Origin of the sequence: Algoriphagus sp. NBT04N3 (genome assembly GCF_019443765.1) — a bacterium.
Classification (GTDB): Bacteria; Bacteroidota; Bacteroidia; order Cytophagales; family Cyclobacteriaceae; genus Algoriphagus; species Algoriphagus ornithinivorans.
Window position 1 is genome coordinate 3,355,098 of record NZ_CP048415.1, and the last position, 16,491, is coordinate 3,371,588.

Annotated in this window: 16 protein-coding genes; 5 read left to right on the forward strand and 11 right to left on the reverse strand. The window is 39.6% G+C overall.

The genetic code is table 11. The features are described from left to right. The first annotated feature begins 87 nt into the window (after window positions 1-87). On the forward strand, window positions 88-1,122 hold the full coding sequence (locus tag GYM62_RS14540; RefSeq protein ID WP_219956948.1) for a Fic family protein: 1,035 nt from the start codon (window positions 88-90) through the stop codon (window positions 1,120-1,122). A 329-nt stretch (window positions 1,123-1,451) separates the two neighbouring features. Further along, window positions 1,452-3,380, forward strand: coding sequence for an ABC-F family ATP-binding cassette domain-containing protein (locus GYM62_RS14545; RefSeq protein ID WP_219956949.1), 1,929 nt, complete (start codon window positions 1,452-1,454; stop codon window positions 3,378-3,380). A 209-nt stretch (window positions 3,381-3,589) separates the two neighbouring features. Here the strand turns inward: GYM62_RS14545 and GYM62_RS14550 are convergent, their stop codons facing one another. Continuing rightward, window positions 3,590-3,766 carry a GxxExxY protein gene (locus GYM62_RS14550; protein WP_219959473.1) on the reverse strand — a complete coding sequence of 59 codons (177 nt, stop codon included), beginning with the start codon at window positions 3,764-3,766 and terminating at the stop codon, window positions 3,590-3,592. A 96-nt stretch (window positions 3,767-3,862) separates the two neighbouring features. Then, window positions 3,863-4,579 carry a DNA alkylation repair protein gene (locus GYM62_RS14555; protein WP_219956950.1) on the reverse strand — a complete coding sequence of 239 codons (717 nt, stop codon included), beginning with the start codon at window positions 4,577-4,579 and terminating at the stop codon, window positions 3,863-3,865. Between the two features lie 84 nt (window positions 4,580-4,663). Between GYM62_RS14555 and GYM62_RS14560 the strand changes: the two genes are divergently transcribed. The 3 genes from GYM62_RS14560 to GYM62_RS14570 all read left to right on the forward strand — a co-directional run bounded on the left by GYM62_RS14560 (window position 4,664) and on the right by GYM62_RS14570 (window position 7,828). Next, a complete protein-coding gene (locus GYM62_RS14560) occupies window positions 4,664-6,664 on the forward strand; it encodes an ATP-binding protein (protein ID WP_219956951.1) in 2,001 nt (666 codons plus the stop codon). After that, the gene (locus GYM62_RS14565) at window positions 6,654-7,289 is read left to right on the forward strand and encodes a response regulator transcription factor (RefSeq protein WP_219956952.1); all 636 of its coding nucleotides are present in this window, start codon (window positions 6,654-6,656) and stop codon (window positions 7,287-7,289) included. Before GYM62_RS14560 ends, GYM62_RS14565 begins: the two co-directional genes overlap by 11 nt. A 263-nt stretch (window positions 7,290-7,552) precedes the next feature. After that, complete coding sequence (locus GYM62_RS14570) at window positions 7,553-7,828, forward strand: hypothetical protein (RefSeq protein WP_219956953.1); 276 nt, start codon at window positions 7,553-7,555, stop codon at window positions 7,826-7,828. 6 nt (window positions 7,829-7,834) lie between these two features. On the opposite strand, the gene GYM62_RS14575 is transcribed toward GYM62_RS14570, so the two are convergent. From GYM62_RS14575 to GYM62_RS14615, 9 genes are all read right to left on the reverse strand, one after another. Then, complete coding sequence (locus GYM62_RS14575; RefSeq protein WP_219956954.1) at window positions 7,835-8,704, reverse strand: nucleoside phosphorylase; 870 nt, start codon at window positions 8,702-8,704, stop codon at window positions 7,835-7,837. Then, window positions 8,682-9,686 (reverse strand): rhodanese-related sulfurtransferase, encoded by a 1,005-nt coding sequence (locus tag GYM62_RS14580; protein ID WP_219956955.1) that lies wholly within the window; start codon window positions 9,684-9,686, stop codon window positions 8,682-8,684. Before GYM62_RS14580 ends, GYM62_RS14575 begins: the two co-directional genes overlap by 23 nt. Window positions 9,687-9,799: 113 nt before the next feature. Further along, on the reverse strand, window positions 9,800-10,699 hold the full coding sequence (locus tag GYM62_RS14585; protein WP_219956956.1) for a DDE-type integrase/transposase/recombinase: 900 nt from the start codon (window positions 10,697-10,699) through the stop codon (window positions 9,800-9,802). Between the two features lie 142 nt (window positions 10,700-10,841). Continuing rightward, window positions 10,842-11,171, reverse strand: a complete 330-nt coding sequence (locus GYM62_RS14590) for a transposase (RefSeq protein WP_219956957.1) — start codon at window positions 11,169-11,171, stop codon at window positions 10,842-10,844. 106 nt (window positions 11,172-11,277) lie between these two features. Beyond that, window positions 11,278-11,913: an acetyltransferase gene (locus tag GYM62_RS14595; protein WP_219956958.1), complete on the reverse strand. Its 636-nt coding sequence runs from the start codon at window positions 11,911-11,913 to the stop codon at window positions 11,278-11,280. A 55-nt stretch (window positions 11,914-11,968) separates the two neighbouring features. Then, window positions 11,969-13,264 carry a DUF2851 family protein gene (locus GYM62_RS14600; RefSeq protein WP_219956959.1) on the reverse strand — a complete coding sequence of 432 codons (1,296 nt, stop codon included), beginning with the start codon at window positions 13,262-13,264 and terminating at the stop codon, window positions 11,969-11,971. A gap of 81 nt (window positions 13,265-13,345) precedes the next feature. Next, complete coding sequence (gene pyrF, locus GYM62_RS14605; RefSeq protein ID WP_219956960.1) at window positions 13,346-14,164, reverse strand: orotidine-5'-phosphate decarboxylase; 819 nt, start codon at window positions 14,162-14,164, stop codon at window positions 13,346-13,348. A 225-nt stretch (window positions 14,165-14,389) separates the two neighbouring features. After that, complete coding sequence (locus GYM62_RS14610) at window positions 14,390-15,547, reverse strand: ATP-binding protein (protein ID WP_219956961.1); 1,158 nt, start codon at window positions 15,545-15,547, stop codon at window positions 14,390-14,392. Between the two features lie 67 nt (window positions 15,548-15,614). Further along, on the reverse strand, window positions 15,615-16,490 hold the full coding sequence (locus GYM62_RS14615) for a lysylphosphatidylglycerol synthase transmembrane domain-containing protein (RefSeq protein WP_219956962.1): 876 nt from the start codon (window positions 16,488-16,490) through the stop codon (window positions 15,615-15,617). Between the last annotated feature and the right edge of the window lies 1 nt (window position 16,491).

The following is a 16,491-nucleotide window of genomic DNA, read 5'->3' on the forward strand; positions in this document are numbered from 1 at the left end:
GATTCGGCTCATTTCATTTGGGTTTTCATTGAAATACGGCTCATTTTTTTGTTTAAATGAGCCGCATTTTTGTATATTTTGAGCCGAATGAAAAAAAACCTACAAGAACTTATTGATTTCTTTTTACAAGATGGTGTAGCAAATCGTCAAGAAATCTCTGATAAATCTGACCTAGCCATCAGCCCAGCTACTCTAAAAAGATATCTTTCAGAGTTGCAAAATGATGGATTAATCCAGTCTGAGGGAAAAGGTAAAGCCACTGTTTACAAAACAACACCTCTTTTAGAACTGACTTATCCCATAGATCTAAATTCCTATTTTCTCTTAGAACAAGACGAGCGAAAAATTCGAAATCAGTTTGATTTTGAAATATTTGGCAAACTGAAAGGATTACCGATATTTTCTCAAGAGGAAGAAAGAAAGCTTAAAGAAATCCATGATAAATTTCTACTACGGACTAAAGACTCTAGTCAAGAAGAATATCAAATCGAGATGGAAAGACTCGCAATTGATTTGAGTTGGAAATCTTCACAAATAGAAGGAAATACCTATTCATTATTAGAGACTGAGTTACTTTTAAAGGAAAAGAAAACAGCTAAGGGAAAAACAAGAGATGAGGCAACTATGCTTCTGAATCACAAAGAGGCAATTGATTTTGTCGTTGCAAATAATGATTACGCATCTAAACTTTCTGTAAAAATTATCGAAGAACTTCACAGCATTTTAACCAAAGACCTTGGCATAAATAGAAATATAAGGAGAAGGAAAGTTGGTATTACCGGAACAAATTATAATCCATTGGACAATGAATTTCAGATAAGAGAGGCACTTGAAAATACGTGTCAACTTGTCAATCAAACATCTGGAATATATCAAAAATGCTTTTTGACCCTTGTCTTAATTTCTTATATCCAACCATTTTTGGACGGGAATAAGCGGACCGCACGAATTTTGTCAAATGCCATTCTAATTGCATACGGGTATTGCCCACTAAGTTTTAGAACTGTAGATCCATTAGATTATAAAAAAGCAATGTTGGTATTTTACGAAAGAACCAACCTTCATCCCATGAAAGGGCTATTTATAAACCAAGCTGAGTTTGCCGTCAACACCTATTTTTGACACATCTCGTCGCCAGTAATTTTTTCCGGCTCATACTTTCAAATAATTTATCAAAATACGGCTCAATTTGCTTTAAGAATGAGCTGTATTTGTAAACTTTTTGAACTGAATCCCAGTATTTCCAGATTATTTCACCCGACTCAGGAGGGTGTATTTCTATTGTATTTCCACTTTATTTCTCCCTACCTAGGAAAACCTATTTGTATTCAAACTGTATTTCACCCGACGAAGGAGGGTATATTTCCACTATATTTCATCCTGACTTGTCAGGACCTATTTCTATCCTATTTCAACCATATTTCTAAGGTTATTTCCCGTACTTTTGCGGCATGAATTACCTTTCAGTTGAGAATCTCAGTAAGGCTTTCGGCGAACGCAAGCTTTTTTCCAATATATCATTCGGCATATCACAGGGGCAAAAAATCGCCCTAGTCGGCATCAATGGTGCAGGCAAATCCACCCTGATGAAAATCATCATGGGATTGGAAATCCCTGATACCGGACAAGTGGCACTCAACAATGCCGTGAAAATTGCCTATGTCCATCAAAATCCTGTTTTCGATTCTAACCTGAGCATTTATCAAACGATTTTTGACCAAAGCAATTCTGAAGTTCTTCGTGTTATCGAGGAATACCACAAAGCCATGTTGGACTCTGAGCGCGGGATAGACAATTCCGATAAAATGGCTAAAATCTTTGAGCAGATGGATGCTTTGCAGGCTTGGGATTTTGAATACCAAGTCAAAGAGGTGCTCGGGAAATTAGGCCTCCACGACACGGATTTGCCTGTTGGCAATCTCTCAGGTGGACAACGTAAGCGGGTTGCACTGGCTAAAGCAATCTTAGAAAAGCCGGATTTACTTTTGCTGGATGAACCCACCAACCATCTGGATCTGGAAACCATAGAATGGTTGGAAGAGTACTTGGCAAAAGCCAATCTTTCCATTTTTATGGTAACTCACGACCGGTATTTTTTGGAAAAAGTCACCAATGAAATCCTCGAACTCGATCAAGGCAAAATCCATAGATACCAGGGCAATTATGGCTACTTTCTGGACAAGAAAGCAGAGCGGATGCAGATCGAAGATATCGAAATTGAAAAAGCGAAAAGTCTATATAAAAAGGAACTGGACTGGATCCGTCGCCAACCCAAAGCAAGGGGAACTAAGGCCAAATATAGAGTAGATGCTTTTGAAGAAACCAAGGAAAAGGCCTTCACCAAAAGGGAAGAGCGGGATATCGAACTCTCAGTATCTACCCAGCGACTGGGCAATAAAATCCTTGAAATAGAAAAAATCAGTAAGTCTTATGGAGAGAAAAAACTGATCGAGGACTTCTCCTATATCTTTAAGAAAAAGGACAGAATCGGGATCGTAGGTCCAAATGGAGCAGGTAAAACCACCTTTTTGAAATTAATCACAGGACTTATTGAACCCGACCAGGGAAAAATCACCGCAGGGCAAACCACCCTTTTTGGTTACTACCGACAGGAAGAAGATCGATTTGATGAGGAAAAAAGGCTGATTGATGTGGTGAAAGAAGTAGCTGAAGTCGTTACCCTTAATAAAGGGCAAACAATCACCGTGAGTCAGTTTTTGACCCAATTTGGTTTTCCTCCCAAGCAGCAGTTTACTCCAATTGGTAAAATGAGCGGTGGTGAACGAAGAAGGCTTCAGCTTTTATTGGTCCTGATCAAGAACCCCAATTTTTTGATTTTGGATGAGCCCACCAATGATTTGGATCTGATGACCTTGAATATTTTGGAGGAGTTTCTGGATACTTTTCCCGGCTGTCTGATCATCGTATCCCACGATCGCTACTTTATGGACCGCTTGGTAGAGCATCTTTTTGTGTTTGAGGGAGAGGGAGTAATTCGGGACTTTCCTGGGAATTATACAGATTTTAGGGAGTGGGAAAAGGAAGAGAGTACAAAGTCTCAAGTACCAAGTACCAAGTCGATAGAAGCTAGAAGCGAGAGACTAGAAACGAGAAAAGACACTAAAGTTGAGGAGGCAGAGAAGTCTGTGTCAAAAATCAAGGCAAGCTACAAGCAGAAGCAGGAATTCAAAAAGACGAATGAACAGATTGCAAAGCTTGAAGGCGAGAAGGAAAAAATCACTGCGCAAATTGCCGGCGGCATCGAAGACCACGAGGAGCTTTTAAAACTATCCAATCGAATCGCTGAAATTGACTCTGAATTGGAAGAATTGGAAATGACTTGGTTGGAATTGAGTGAATTGGAGGGGATAGAGGATTAATTTATTATGCTCTCGCAAAGGCGCGACGGCGCAAAGATGGAAGACCTTTGAGTCTTCCATTAAATATGAAACCTAATATTCTACAAAGCCAAAATTAGAGTTAACAGATACTCTAAATCTTCAATTTAACTTGGTTTTGGTAGTTCTAGCGGGGAAAAAGGTAATAAACCTTTACGTTTCCCGACTTTGCGAGAAATCAATAAAGAAGACTAAAGGTTATTTAGGATTCGGGAAATTCCGTCTTGAATTAAAGCTTCATTGAATTTGACTAATAATCCTAGTTTCATTCCGGTCAACCTCAAATAAGTCAAAACTTGCTTTTTGTATACAGGTTCTATTTTCGAAACAAGCTTAATTTTAATAAGAACAGATATAATTCTTAAGATATAGGTTTAGTGAGACAGGCTGACATCTCATACCAATGATGGTACAATTTTCCGTGTATTTCACATGTTCAGCTTTTTAATTTTATACTTCTGATTTCAAATTCTTCCCTTCAAAAATTCCTGCCTCAATTCTTCCGGAAACTTCTCAATGGCATAGCGCAATGCCGTTCTTGGCATCGTATGATAATGCATTTTTAGAAATTCAAATTCTGTTTCGAAATCCCGGTTTCCGATCTCACGAAGCATCCAACCTACTGCCTTATGAATCAAGTCGTGATTGTGATTTTTCAGTTTCTCCGCCAATGCCAAGGCATCTTTGAAATCTCCTCTTTTAATCCAGTAATACGAACTGATCATCGCAATGCGCTGTCTCCAGAGATGGCTTGAATCTGCTAGCTCATAAAATAAGTCTTTCTCCCTTTTCCAATAAAAATCCCCTAAAATCGGATGACAACTCGTATCCACAAGGTCCCAATTGTTCACAAAGTCCAAATGAGCTAAATAAAAATCAGCCAGCTCCTTTTTTAAATCCTCTGTTTTGCATTTTTCATAGCGATAGACCAAAGCCAAAAGCCCTGTCAACCTCACTTCGTGATAAGGATTTTTCACCAATTCAGATAACTCATTTAGGCTGATCTCCTTATAAAATTGCTTAGCTATCTTTCGCTGATCAGGCACCTTCACACCCAAAAACAGATCACCTTCCCCATATCCTCCCGGGAAAGCCTTGAAAAATTTTGGGAAAAAGGCCGCTTTTTCAGGAATGGCTTTTTCATTTAAGGCCAGGGTAATTTGTTCCGTCAGCTCACTCATAACTGTAAATAATTGATTTTTCCTCAATTTCTGAAACAAAAATATTAACCCATTGAAAACTAACTGATTTATATATCTTTGGTCATGGAGATGGAAATTTTTAAAAAGTTTTTGGTATTTCTCATCAGCATTGGCTTTTCTTCGATTTTACTAGAAAACCCCGCTCTTTCGCAAGAAAAGTCTCTTAATAGCATTATTGAAATTGAAAAATCCCTGGAAAAAGAGGATTTAAAGGACCCTGAAAGATATCAGCTCCTACTTCAAGCTATTCAGATTTATAATAATGAAAAAGCATATGAAAAGTTGGCGAAAAGCAGCATCCAGCTATTTCAAACCCCGGCAACAGATCCGGATGCGGACATTCAAAAGAAAGAAATCCTAAAGGAGGCTGTTCGGTATGAGTCAGAAATTCAGGATTCATTAATTAAAGGCAACCTACATTTAAAATTAGCTGCATCTTATTTCAATGAACAAAAATTCGACTCTGCCATAGTGGAATATACCAAAGCTATCGATAGATTTTCTTCAAAGGATTCACTTTATATAGCAGATGGTTACTTTTTTCGAGGTCAGGCTGAAGATTATTATGGCAATATGCTTCAAGCCATGAAAGACTACCAAACTGCTAGAATCATTTATCAAAATCTGGAAGACTTTGAATATGTGGATTTCGTGAACGGCGGGCTTGCCATTTTATTCAGCAAATATGGTATCTATCAGGAAGCTGAGGAAATCCGGAAAGAGTTGATCCAAAAATCTATTAAATCCGAAAATTTCAGCGATGCAGGAATTCAATTATTCAATCAATCGGAAGATTATAGAAAGCAAAAGAAGTCTGAAAAACGAATAAAAGCCTTGCTTAAAGCAGACTCCTTAGAAAATATTTCCAACAGCGACCCATACTTTAAAACTGTTCTGAAGTTCAACCTTTCCATCTATTATGGAGAAATGGGAGATTTGACCAAGGCAAAAGAGTATTTCAACGAAGGTGAAAAAGCAATGAGTCAAGTTCCGGAACTGGATCAAAATTCAGGGTCTTATCTCATGGCTCAGACAAGGCTTCTTTTGAGTGAAGGGAAAATTTCATCAGCGATTCAATCAGGAGAAAAGCTATTGAGGATTTCCAAGGAAGCATCTAATATGGATCATTTGTCTGTAGCATACCAGCTCTTGGAAGAAGCCTACAGAAAATCCGGTCAACCTGCCAAAGCTCTGGATTATCTGACTGCATTCAAGAGCTATCAGGATTCAATTTTCGAAGTCAATCAAGCAAATTCCTTTGCCTACTACCAAACATTGTATGAGACTGAGCGGAAAGAGAATGAACTGCTTTCCAAATCACTAGAAGTGGAAAATTTGAAAGAAAGCTCCAGAAGAAGAAATCTGATTTTCGGGGGGACTCTACTCCTACTTTTGGGTGGATCTGGATCTGGTTTTTTGGCCTTTCAATTAAAAACCAGCAAAAAAGAAAAAGCCTTGCAGGAGAACTTTTCACGAGAGTTGCTCAAAACTCAGGAAGAAGAAAGGAAAAGAATATCGAAAGACCTGCATGATGGGTTGGGGCAAAGCTTATTATTGATTAAAAATAAGGTGGCCTTAAATCAATCGGAAAATGCAGGTGATATGCTAGATACAGCCATCAATGAATTGAGATCAATCGCAAGATCCCTTCATCCTATGCAATTGGAAAAATTGGGACTTTCTAAAGCTTTGGAGCAAATGCTGGAGCAGATTGACAGGGAAACTCAGCTCTTTGTATCTTCTGAGATTGAAGAAGTAAAGGGTTTCTTGCCTAAGGAAAAAGAGCTTCAATTATATAGGATAGCACAAGAAGGAATTAATAATATTTTAAAACATAGCCAAGCAGAAGGGATGAAGCTTGAGCTCCTTAAACATAATAGCCATGTGGAATTGATCATTGAGGATAATGGAAAAGGCTTTGATTTTTCGGAGAAATTCAATGATTTTCATAGCTTAGGATTGAAAACATTGAAAGAAAGGACTGCTGCAATTTCAGGTACAATGAAGGTGAACAGTGAAAAAGGAAAGGGTACCAAACTCAGTTTTTTAGTATATGCAAACTAAACCTACTCAGGTAATCATAGCAGACGATCATCCTATTCTACTCAAAGGTCTTCAGGATTTTTTGAATGATTTGGGATTAGAAGTAGTAGGAGCTTCTCAAGACGGAATTTCAGCTTTGGAAAAAATCCGCCAACTCCAGCCTCCATTGGCAATTTTGGATTTGGATATGCCAGGAATGACCGGACTGGAAGTCGCAGCAACATGTAAGGCCGAAGATTTAAATACCAAGATAATCCTCCTCACCCTCCATAAAGAGCTTTACTTATATCATCAAGCCAAGGAATTGAATCTTTCCGGATATATTCTTAAGGATTTTGCCCTGACGGATCTTTCGAAAGCTATTGATCAAGTATTGAATGGAGAAAGCTTTTTCAGTGAAAAGATATTCGAAGAATTAGAAAAGCATCAAAAAGATCAAAACAATCATTCTCTTACCCCTTCAGAGAAAAAAATCTTACGCTTAATCGCTGAAGGACTGGCTACCAAGGAAATTGCGGATAAACTTTTTATTTCGGAAAGAACTGTTGATAAGCATAGGTCAAATATGATAAGCAAGTTGAACTTGGAGAAAAAACATAATTCCTTATTAATCTGGGCTCAAAAAAATAAGGAGCTGATAGGTTAAACCCGGATTATGCATTAGAATCTGTAGTGAGAGGTCAAACCGCAATAAAATCAAGTATTTAGCGAATGAAGCATAGCACCGCTACGGTGATTGAGCTAAATACAGCAAAGCGATTGATTTTGAAGCGGTTTGGACTCGTAATAAGAAGTCTACTGCATATTTCGGGTTAAAGGTATTTTTTACAAAAAATACGTATTTCTACGTATTGCCGTAGGCCCGCTTTAGGCTTAAGTTTGAAATGTATTCAGTAAACAATTTTTTCTATGAAAATTTCAAGTGCAGTTGGCGAATTTAAAATTCTACAAACCGTGAAAAACAGAGATGAACTGTTGGTTTTGGGATCTTGGAATGATTTGGTGAGACTCTTTGACAGTAGCCGAACTTTCTTGGTTAATAGAGCTGAAAACCTATTTGGCCTCTATTTGTGCAAACAAGAGTGTGCTGATTTTTTAACTAAAATATTGCAACAAATTGACAATCAGGATAGCGAGGATTTCAGAATTGAAAAAAACTTGACTGAAAAAAGATATCTAGCGTAAGGGTGATCATTTTTTAACAGCTAATAGTTCCAAAGCTGCGTGAATCATACGATCCACGGTTTTTTCAGCTTTTTTATCAAACTCTCTATTTGGCCGATTAGCAACAATGGCATTCAAGCTGAGCATTTGATGGCCTAAAAGTTCCCCCATCGCATAGTAGCCTGCTGTCTCCATTTCAAAGTTGGTCAGCCGTCTTCCATTCACTTCCAGTCCAGCCAATCTTTCAATAAATTGATCAAATCTAGGCTTTAATCTCACTTCTCTTCCTTGGGGAGCGTAGAAACCAGGGCAAGTAAGCGTTACTCCCTTTTCAAACCTATCGTCCAGTCTATTCACCAACTTGAATGCTGCTCTTGCCTGATAGGGGCGGAAAGGTAAGTTCAATTCGCCCTGAATAGCCTGAGCTATTTCTTGATTTCCAGACAAGGGTGGATAGTAGCTCATTAAACTATCCATTCCGATGGCAATTTCACTCGCCAAAAGAGTACCTACAGCAAGATCAGCCTGCATGGCACCTGAAGTCCCCAATCTAATTATTTGAAGGCTAGTTTTTTCTTCTTTCACCGTACGGGTTTCAAAATCCACATTCACCAAAGCATCCAGCTCTGTCATGAGGATTTCTATATTATCGGTACCCATTCCGGTACTCATCACGCTTACCCGCTGACCATTTAGCGTTCCAGTGTGCGTAACAAATTCTCTTTTTTGAGTTTGGAAGTCTATGCTATCAAAATTTCTGGAAACCAAAGGAACACGCTCAGGATCCCCTACTGTAAAAATAACTGAAGCCAGATCTTCTGGCTTCAGATGCAAATGATAAATACTTCCATCAGAATTGATAATTAATTCCGACTCAGGAATGCGATGCTTCTCCATGCAATTTTTGAATTTTTTCCTTGTCTGGCTTTCTGTGTAAGCCTTTGTAAGGATTGTAACCGTTGGTGTTTTTCTGATAGTATCCGGTTCCGTCATATGGCCTTTTTTCCGGATTTTCTTTACACTCGCTTGAGCATGCTCCTTCATATTCCCATCCACAGTTTTCACAGATCGGCACATGAATATTGCAGGTTGGATTGGCACAATTGACCATACGATCAGATTTGGTCCCACAAATATGACATTCAGAGACTATAGTTGGATTGACATTATTCACGTCAACTGCGATTCTGTTGTCAAAGACATAACATTTGCCCTCGAAATCCTCTCCTCCAGCTTCCATACCATACTTGATGATACCACCGTGAAGCTGATACACGTCTTCAAACCCCTGTTCCAAAAGAAAAGCTGAGGCCTTTTCACATTTGATTCCTCCAGTACAATAGGTCAGTACTTTTTTGTTTTTCAAATGCTCCAACTCTTTCACTTTCTGAGGAAAATCCCTGAAATTATCAATATCCAAGGTTAGGGCATTTTTAAAACGACCCAATTCATGCTCATAATTGGAGCGAACGTCCAAAATCACCACATCTTCCTGATCTTTTAATTTCTTAAACTCCTCAGGCTCGAGATGTTTGCCAGTTTTCACATTTGGATCTAAATGACGCAATGAAGAGTGGACGATCTCAGGCTTGTAACGGACATGAATTTTGGTAAATGCATGCTTATCATGATGATCGATTTTAAATTCGGTCTTCGCAAAGCGTGGATCTGCATGAATGTAGGCCATGTACTTTTCACAGTCTTCTTTCAAACCTGAAACTGTTCCGTTCAGCCCCTCATCAGAAATGATGATACGACCACGGATATTGTTCTCAACACAAAATAAGTGATGTTCTTCTCTGTACTGCTCGGCATCTTCGATTTTGGCGTAGCAGTAGTATAGCAGGATGCTATAGTCTTTGTTTTTGTTCTCTTCCATAACTTGAGCCCTGTTTCGGCAGGGTGTTTGGTTTTTGTTTGATGTCCGATGGTGGATGTCCGATGATTCACTTCATTATTCGGTGTTCGACATTCAGCATTCGATATTATGATCTACCCCCCTATAAACTGGACAGAATTAGTTAGAGGTATTGAATTTAAATTATTTATTGATTTTGTTCGTATTGCAGAATGAACATCTTCACAGGGGGAACCGGAGCCTAGGCTTGGTTTCTCCTTGAAGAAAAATTTTACTTTCTTTCCATTAGTCCTTAGCCCTATTTTTTCTTGATTCCACAGGGACAAAAACTGCTCAGGGGATTTTCCAAGAAGCTCCTTTTTGATTCTTTTTCGATTATATACCCTGAAGAATTCTGAAAAAACTGCCCTTGCATGAATCAAATCCTGAAACTCGTAACCGGAGGTAACAGACTTTGATACGATGTGATGAAAAGATTCGATATGCCCATTTTGTTGCGGCACTCCAGGCTGAATAAATTCATGTTCGAAGGGTAGCTGCTGAATAGCTGATCGAAGTTCTTTAGATATAAATTGAGGTCCGTTATCGGTTCTAATCCGCAGCAAAGGTTGGGACTCCGAAGTCTCAGGATACTCTTGAAACATCCTCTTAATAAGGGCCACCACCTGGCCAGCCTTCATTCTGTAATCCAAGGTCCAAGCTAGCGCTAAACGGCTAAATGTATCCAGCGCAGTAAGCAGATAAGCTGTCCTGTTTGCTCCCGAAACATAAATGTACTTGATATCCAGTTCAATGGTCTGGAAAGGAAATTGCGCACAGGGACTGTTTGAAACTACCCGCTTTCGGCTTTTGGTTTCGTTCCTGGCCCTTTTTGGATAGAGGAGTCTGTGTTCTTTCATCAGTCTGTAAACCTTTTTCTTATTAATCAGCAATCCTCTGTTTTTAAGTTCCAGACACATCATGTCTGCTCCATAATTCAGAAAAGGCTCTAAACAGATGGATCTGATCAACTCCACTACCTGACCATTGGACATTAATTCCCAGACTGCGTGGATGTATGTGTAGAAGGCTTTCTTCCTGCTTTTCCCTGTTTGGGCTTATAGTAGTAAGTGCTTCTCGGAATTTCGGCGAGAGGTAGCGCAGCGGCAGTCCTCAAACCCTGTTGCAAATAACGGTTTACGACTTCTCTCCTCTGTTCCATTCTGCAATCTTTTTTTTTAAAAGCTCAGACAGCATTTTCTTCTCCAGTTCTTTCTCAGCAATAATTTCCTTGGCCAATGCCAACTCCTTTCGGAGACGAATCAGCTCCTGTTCCTGAGATTTGCCCCGTCTGTTCTCTAATCCGTCAACCCCTTGGGCGTTATACCGTTCGGACCAGTCATAATATTGAGAGGGGGCTATGCCATGTTTACGGCAGCCCGCTATGACACCCAATCGCTGGATATCCAAGAGCATCCGCTCTTTTTCTTCCTTACTCCATCGTCTTTGTTCTTTTTTCACAATCATAAAATTAGTGTTTAATTCACTAATCTCAGTCCAGCTCTTTAAGGGGGTGAATCAATTACTTTTTCTCTTTAATTTCCTTGACAAGGGAAATGACCTAGATTCTTCCTTACTTAACTTTAGCAGCTGGATTTCCAAATACGGTTTCATTGGCTTTTACGGAGCTGATTACTACTGATCCGGCTCCAACTCTGGCATTTTTACCAATGGTCACACCAGAGACAATCGTTACGCCAGAACCAATAAATGCTCCTTCCTCGATTGTTACTTCAGCATTGATGATGGAGCCAGCTCCAATTTGCACGAAGTCTCCAATTTTAACTTTATGATCCACGGTAGCCCCTGTGTTTAAGATACAATGATGACCTATTTCAGTTCCTGCACCTACACTAACTTGAGCATTGATGAAATTACCATGCCCCAAACTTGCATCAGTTGCAATATAAGCTGTATGATGGATCGCATTGATTGGCTGTACTTTTCTTCTTTCATTGAGCAATTCCACCAAAAACTTACGGTATTTGGTGTCGTCCACTGCCACAAAAGCCTCGGTTTTTTTCCCGATTAGTTTCAAGAAACCATCATCTTCCGTATGACCCAATATAGGCACCGTATTGATTTCTGATCCATGCAGACTTTCATCCTCTTCCAAGAAACCATAAACGATCACCTGATTGCTGTTGAAAATCTCTAAAGCTGGGTGAGCTATTCCTTTTGCGCCCAGAATAATTACTGGTTTATCCATAATGTATTGTAATTCGGACTGCAAAATTACAGGAATTCACGGGCTTACCCAAACATCATTTGTTTTCCGAACGAATCAAACTCTGTGCAATTTTACATTGCAAACATTTTTTGGGTTCACAGTAATTTCTGAATAAGCCTATCATCCCTTGAGAATCGAAGGCGTTTTCTGCCTTCCAACCGGCTTCATTAAATTGACGGATGATATAATTATTTTCTCCATTGATCTCCTGCAATAAGTCAAAACACCGCTCCTTCCAATCTGGATTTTGAAAATATCGCCCATAAGCAAACCAAAGCGGGATCACATAATTAATAATTAAAAGCTCCAATGCAGCACTGGAAATTCCTTTGGAGGCCATTCTGGATGAGGCTTTTCCAAAAGAATAATGATACAGCCAATAATCTGATGGTGGGATTTGAAGGAGTTTCTTAAGCCCAGCAAAATCACGCGAATCTTCTAAAACCGCTTGCAATAAGTTGGGAGCATGGGACAATATGGCTGCCAATTGAGCAATTCTAAGAGTAGGAAAATTTCCCGGACGAACCCCCATAAAATTCCAGTGTTGTCTTTTCAGGGGAGAATTCCATTGATATTTCTGACGAAGAAAATCATACTCCTTGATTAAGTGCGATGGATAAGGTTCATCTGAGCTCTCAGGTAGCAGTCCAGCCAAACCAAAAAGCATGGACTCTATGGCGGGAAGCTGAGTTCTATGCTTCAAAATCAATTTGTAAGGCAAGCTCTCTGCAAGTTCAAGCATCGCCTGACTATTGATTTTAAACCCAAAGCACTGAAAAAGCCATCGATAAGCAGTTTCTTCCCAATCCCCCCTTGTTTTATCTAATATTGCCAATATGAGTGTGGATTTCTCCTGAAGTCTCTCAACCAAAGCTTTTTCCAAGGCCGAAAAGCGAATGATCGAAGGAGTATTTTGCAATCCATGCGCACAGGGAAGTTTTTGATCATAGTCCAGCATCTGCTCATATTTCCGCCAGATTTCTAAATAGATTTTCCCATCGAGCTCCAAAGTGGGCATCTGAGTCCCATCATTCCTTTTGACTTCCCGGTCATTTTTCCAGACCACATGCAGAATGACAGAATTATAAGCAGGATCTGAATTATGAGCATGTTGCTTCCATTCTGAGGTTAGCTTGTGAACCTCTACATGACCATGTAAGATCAGACCATCTAAGGAAATAGCCGCATCTCTGAAATCAGGTCCCTCAGTCAGGTTATGAAAACCTACATTGATTACCTGAATCTCTTGCCCATCGGTAGTTTTGAGGTCTCTTCGATCAAAATATTGATACTTCCAGACCAGCTGTAAAAAGTCTTCTTTAAAATCCATAAAAAGTCTTTGACTAAAAGTTTATGGAAATTAAAAAATATTGCTGAATCAGTCAAGCTTAGTCCAAAAGCTCGGACATAATTACTTTCTGTGCTTTTCGAGTAAAACACTCATTTCTTCCTGAAGCTTTTTTGCTTCATTTCTGGCAGCTTTCGCAAAATCTTTTCCGTTGGAAGCATAAATGATGCCTCGACTAGAGTTGACCAAAAGACTGCAATTAGAATTCATTCCATACCTGGCTACCTCAGCCAAACTTCCACCCTGAGCTCCAACTCCCGGTACTAGGAAAAAGTGATCCGGAGCTAATGTTCTCACCTCACCGATTAATTCTCCTCGGGTGGCGCCAACCACATACATCATATTTTCAGGACTCCCCCATTCCTGACTTTTTTCGATTACGGAGTGAAAAAGAGGTTTGCAATGTCCATCCTCAATCGTCTGAAAATCTTGAGACCCTGCATTCGAAGTCAAGGCTAGAAGGATGACCCACTTATTTTCAAATTCTAAGAAAGGAGTTACCGAATCTGCTCCCATATAAGGCGCCACGGTAATAGAATCGAAATCCATTGATTCAAAAAAAGCTTTTGCATAAAGCTTGGAGGTATTTCCAATATCTCCGCGCTTAGCATCTGCAATGGTGAAGATTTCTTTGGGAATAATCTCCAGGACCTTTTGCAAACTCTCCCAGCCTTTGGGTCCTAAGGCTTCAAAAAAAGCGATATTGGGTTTGTAGGCCACTGCATAATCAGCCGTCTCTTCCACAATTGCTTTACAAAATGAAAATATTGGGTCTGGTTCAGACTTAAGGTGGGCAGGGATTTTATCCAGATCTGGATCAAGACCTACGCAAAGAAATGAGGACTTATATTCAATCTGGGCAATGAGTTGGGAGCGATTCATGGGTGGGGTTTGCTGTTGTTTGCAAAAATACAAAATTCAGAACAGTCCGAAAATTAGTTTATAGAACCTAGGATGTTGGAGAGGTCAAAACCTAAATACGACTTAGACTATAATAATAAAGGTGGAAATTGTAAGGCACAATATTGAACTAATCATTGAAACTCAAGAGGGGCCTACTTAATAGCAAGTATGTCCCTCTTTGCATGTCCAAAAAACTTAAAATTATTAATTAATCTTTTCCAATAAACCAGCCAATCCGATAGCATTGGTGTTTTCAGATAGAGGAAATTCTTCCTTTCCTGCATAAACAAAAAATCGATGCGTTGCTTTCACATCTTCTGCTGCAATCGAAAATCCTTTTGAAAGTTTAGGACTGAGCGTTCGCTTTATTTCAATAGCCCAACGTTCACTTCCTAACTGGATGACTAAGTCCAATTCCGCTCCTGCCGATGTACGATAGAATCCATAGTCTGCATTTTTTGGCAAAACGGATAGAATATTCTCAATCACAAATCCTTCCCAACTGAAACCCAGTATCGGATGGCCGAGTAGGCTATCAAAGGTATCGACTTGAAGAAGTGCATGGGTAATACCTGAATCCCGAATATACACTTTTGGAGTTTTCACCAAACGCTTGCGCACATTAACAGTCCAAGGTTGCAAGGACCTGACTAATAGTAGATCTTCCAACAGCTCCACATAAGACTTGACCGTGGGCGAACTAAGGTCTAGACTTGCCCCGAACTTGGAGAAGTTGATCAGCTGTCCTTGCTCATGTGCGAGCATGGTCCAAAGCCTTCTTAGTCGATTGGTAGGTACAAACTGGGCAATCTGAGGAATATCCCTTTCTAAATAAGTAGTGATAAAATTTTGCCTCCAAGTCATACTGGACTCGTCCGAACTTGCCAAAAATGAGTCTGGAAACCCTCCTCGAAGCCAGAGTTTTTCAAGATTATTTTCCACTTCTAGGATGGTGAAGCCACCCAATTCTTCGTAAGCTATTCGTCCTGCCAAGCTCTCTGATGATTGGCGAATCAGCTCGAGAGAAGCCGACCCTAAAATCAGGAATTGGCAAGAGCGAAAGCCTTTTTTCCTTTTACGGTCAATGACTCCTCTCAAAACTTGGAATAGATCCGGCATACGCTGGATTTCATCTAGGATAATGAGTTTACTCTCATTCAAATTAAAGTATTGCTCTGCTTCTGCAAGTTTGGCCTGGTCACTTGGACTTTCTAGGTCAAGATAAATGGACTCCTGATCAAAGTTTTCAGCCAAAGCTTGTGCAAGCGTAGTCTTTCCCACTTGCCTTGCTCCTAAAATGGCTATGGCCGGGAAATCCGGTAATAATTCTTCGAGTTTTTGGGAAAGAAATCGTTTAATCATCCTTGTAAATTTAAATTCATATTTTAAATATGCAAGGTTAAATAATTGAATATTTGTTGATTTTCAGTTATTTATGATTTTTATCCAAATCCACCTTTACTAGAGCTCCCATCAAAGAAACTGCCGCCGAAATGAGAAAAAAGATTAAACTGAAAGCTACTGCAGCCGTTTCCTCTATCCCTGCATATTGATGAGCGTAGACAAAAACCAGTTCACGGGCCCCCACTCCCCCAATAGTCAAGGGCAGTACTGCCACAATTGATGAAAGCAAAAACACCAATTGATAGGCCAAGATATTATTATGAATTCCCAAGCCCATTAAAATAAACCATGCGAAGATCAGCTGAGCAAGCTGTCCTGCAAAGGACCAAGCATTGGCAGACCAAAATGAAGGTAGAAAATCCTTGAAAAACAGTTTCTGAACCAACCAAAACCCCGGAACAGTTAATATCAATCCCGCGACCATTAAGCCATTCCACAGCTCACTTTCCAAAAAATCCAATTCCACCTCAACTATCAAGAAAAGTCCGAATAGCAAAAAAACAATGGCTACCAAACCACCTAATCTGTCCAGCAAAGCAGCCTGAAGCAGTTTTTTGACAGGCAGTTTAAAGTGCTTATTGAGCAAGTATACCTTATAGCCATCCCCTCCGATTCCACCTGGCAAAAATAAATTGTAAAACATTCCAATAAGGTAGAGTTTCCAGTTTTTCCATTCTGAAAGCTGAAGGCTGATGTTTTTGAAGTATTGATTGAGACGAACAGCAGTAGCAACTTTACTCAATACAAAAAGTATCACCGCTGGCACCAACCAAATCCATTGAATGGTTTTCAGGATTTCAAAAAGCTGTGCTGTATCAATTTTTCGAAAAACCAGATACAAAGCCAATCCTGTTAGAATCAGTTTGAGGATAGTTTTGAGCTGGTTTTTATATCGGGTCAAA

Excerpts from the sequence above, each read along its gene's own strand:
- GYM62_RS14540 (WP_219956948.1), top strand. The coding sequence starts at position 88 with ATGAAAAAAAACCTACAAGAACTTATTGATTTCTTTTTACAAGATGGT.
- GYM62_RS14545 (WP_219956949.1), top strand. The coding sequence starts at position 1,452 with ATGAATTACCTTTCAGTTGAGAATCTCAGTAAGGCTTTCGGCGAACGC.
- GYM62_RS14555 (WP_219956950.1), bottom strand. The coding sequence starts at position 4,579 with ATGAGTGAGCTGACGGAACAAATTACCCTGGCCTTAAATGAAAAAGCC.
- GYM62_RS14560 (WP_219956951.1), top strand. The coding sequence starts at position 4,664 with ATGGAGATGGAAATTTTTAAAAAGTTTTTGGTATTTCTCATCAGCATT.
- GYM62_RS14565 (WP_219956952.1), top strand. The coding sequence starts at position 6,654 with ATGCAAACTAAACCTACTCAGGTAATCATAGCAGACGATCATCCTATT.
- GYM62_RS14570 (WP_219956953.1), top strand. The coding sequence starts at position 7,553 with ATGAAAATTTCAAGTGCAGTTGGCGAATTTAAAATTCTACAAACCGTG.
- GYM62_RS14575 (WP_219956954.1), bottom strand. The coding sequence starts at position 8,704 with ATGGAGAAGCATCGCATTCCTGAGTCGGAATTAATTATCAATTCTGAT.
- GYM62_RS14580 (WP_219956955.1), bottom strand. The coding sequence starts at position 9,686 with ATGGAAGAGAACAAAAACAAAGACTATAGCATCCTGCTATACTACTGC.
- GYM62_RS14585 (WP_219956956.1), bottom strand. The coding sequence starts at position 10,699 with ATGTCCAATGGTCAGGTAGTGGAGTTGATCAGATCCATCTGTTTAGAG.
- GYM62_RS14590 (WP_219956957.1), bottom strand. The coding sequence starts at position 11,171 with ATGATTGTGAAAAAAGAACAAAGACGATGGAGTAAGGAAGAAAAAGAG.
- GYM62_RS14595 (WP_219956958.1), bottom strand. The coding sequence starts at position 11,913 with ATGGATAAACCAGTAATTATTCTGGGCGCAAAAGGAATAGCTCACCCA.
- GYM62_RS14600 (WP_219956959.1), bottom strand. The coding sequence starts at position 13,264 with ATGGATTTTAAAGAAGACTTTTTACAGCTGGTCTGGAAGTATCAATAT.
- pyrF (WP_219956960.1), bottom strand. The coding sequence starts at position 14,164 with ATGAATCGCTCCCAACTCATTGCCCAGATTGAATATAAGTCCTCATTT.
- GYM62_RS14610 (WP_219956961.1), bottom strand. The coding sequence starts at position 15,547 with ATGATTAAACGATTTCTTTCCCAAAAACTCGAAGAATTATTACCGGAT.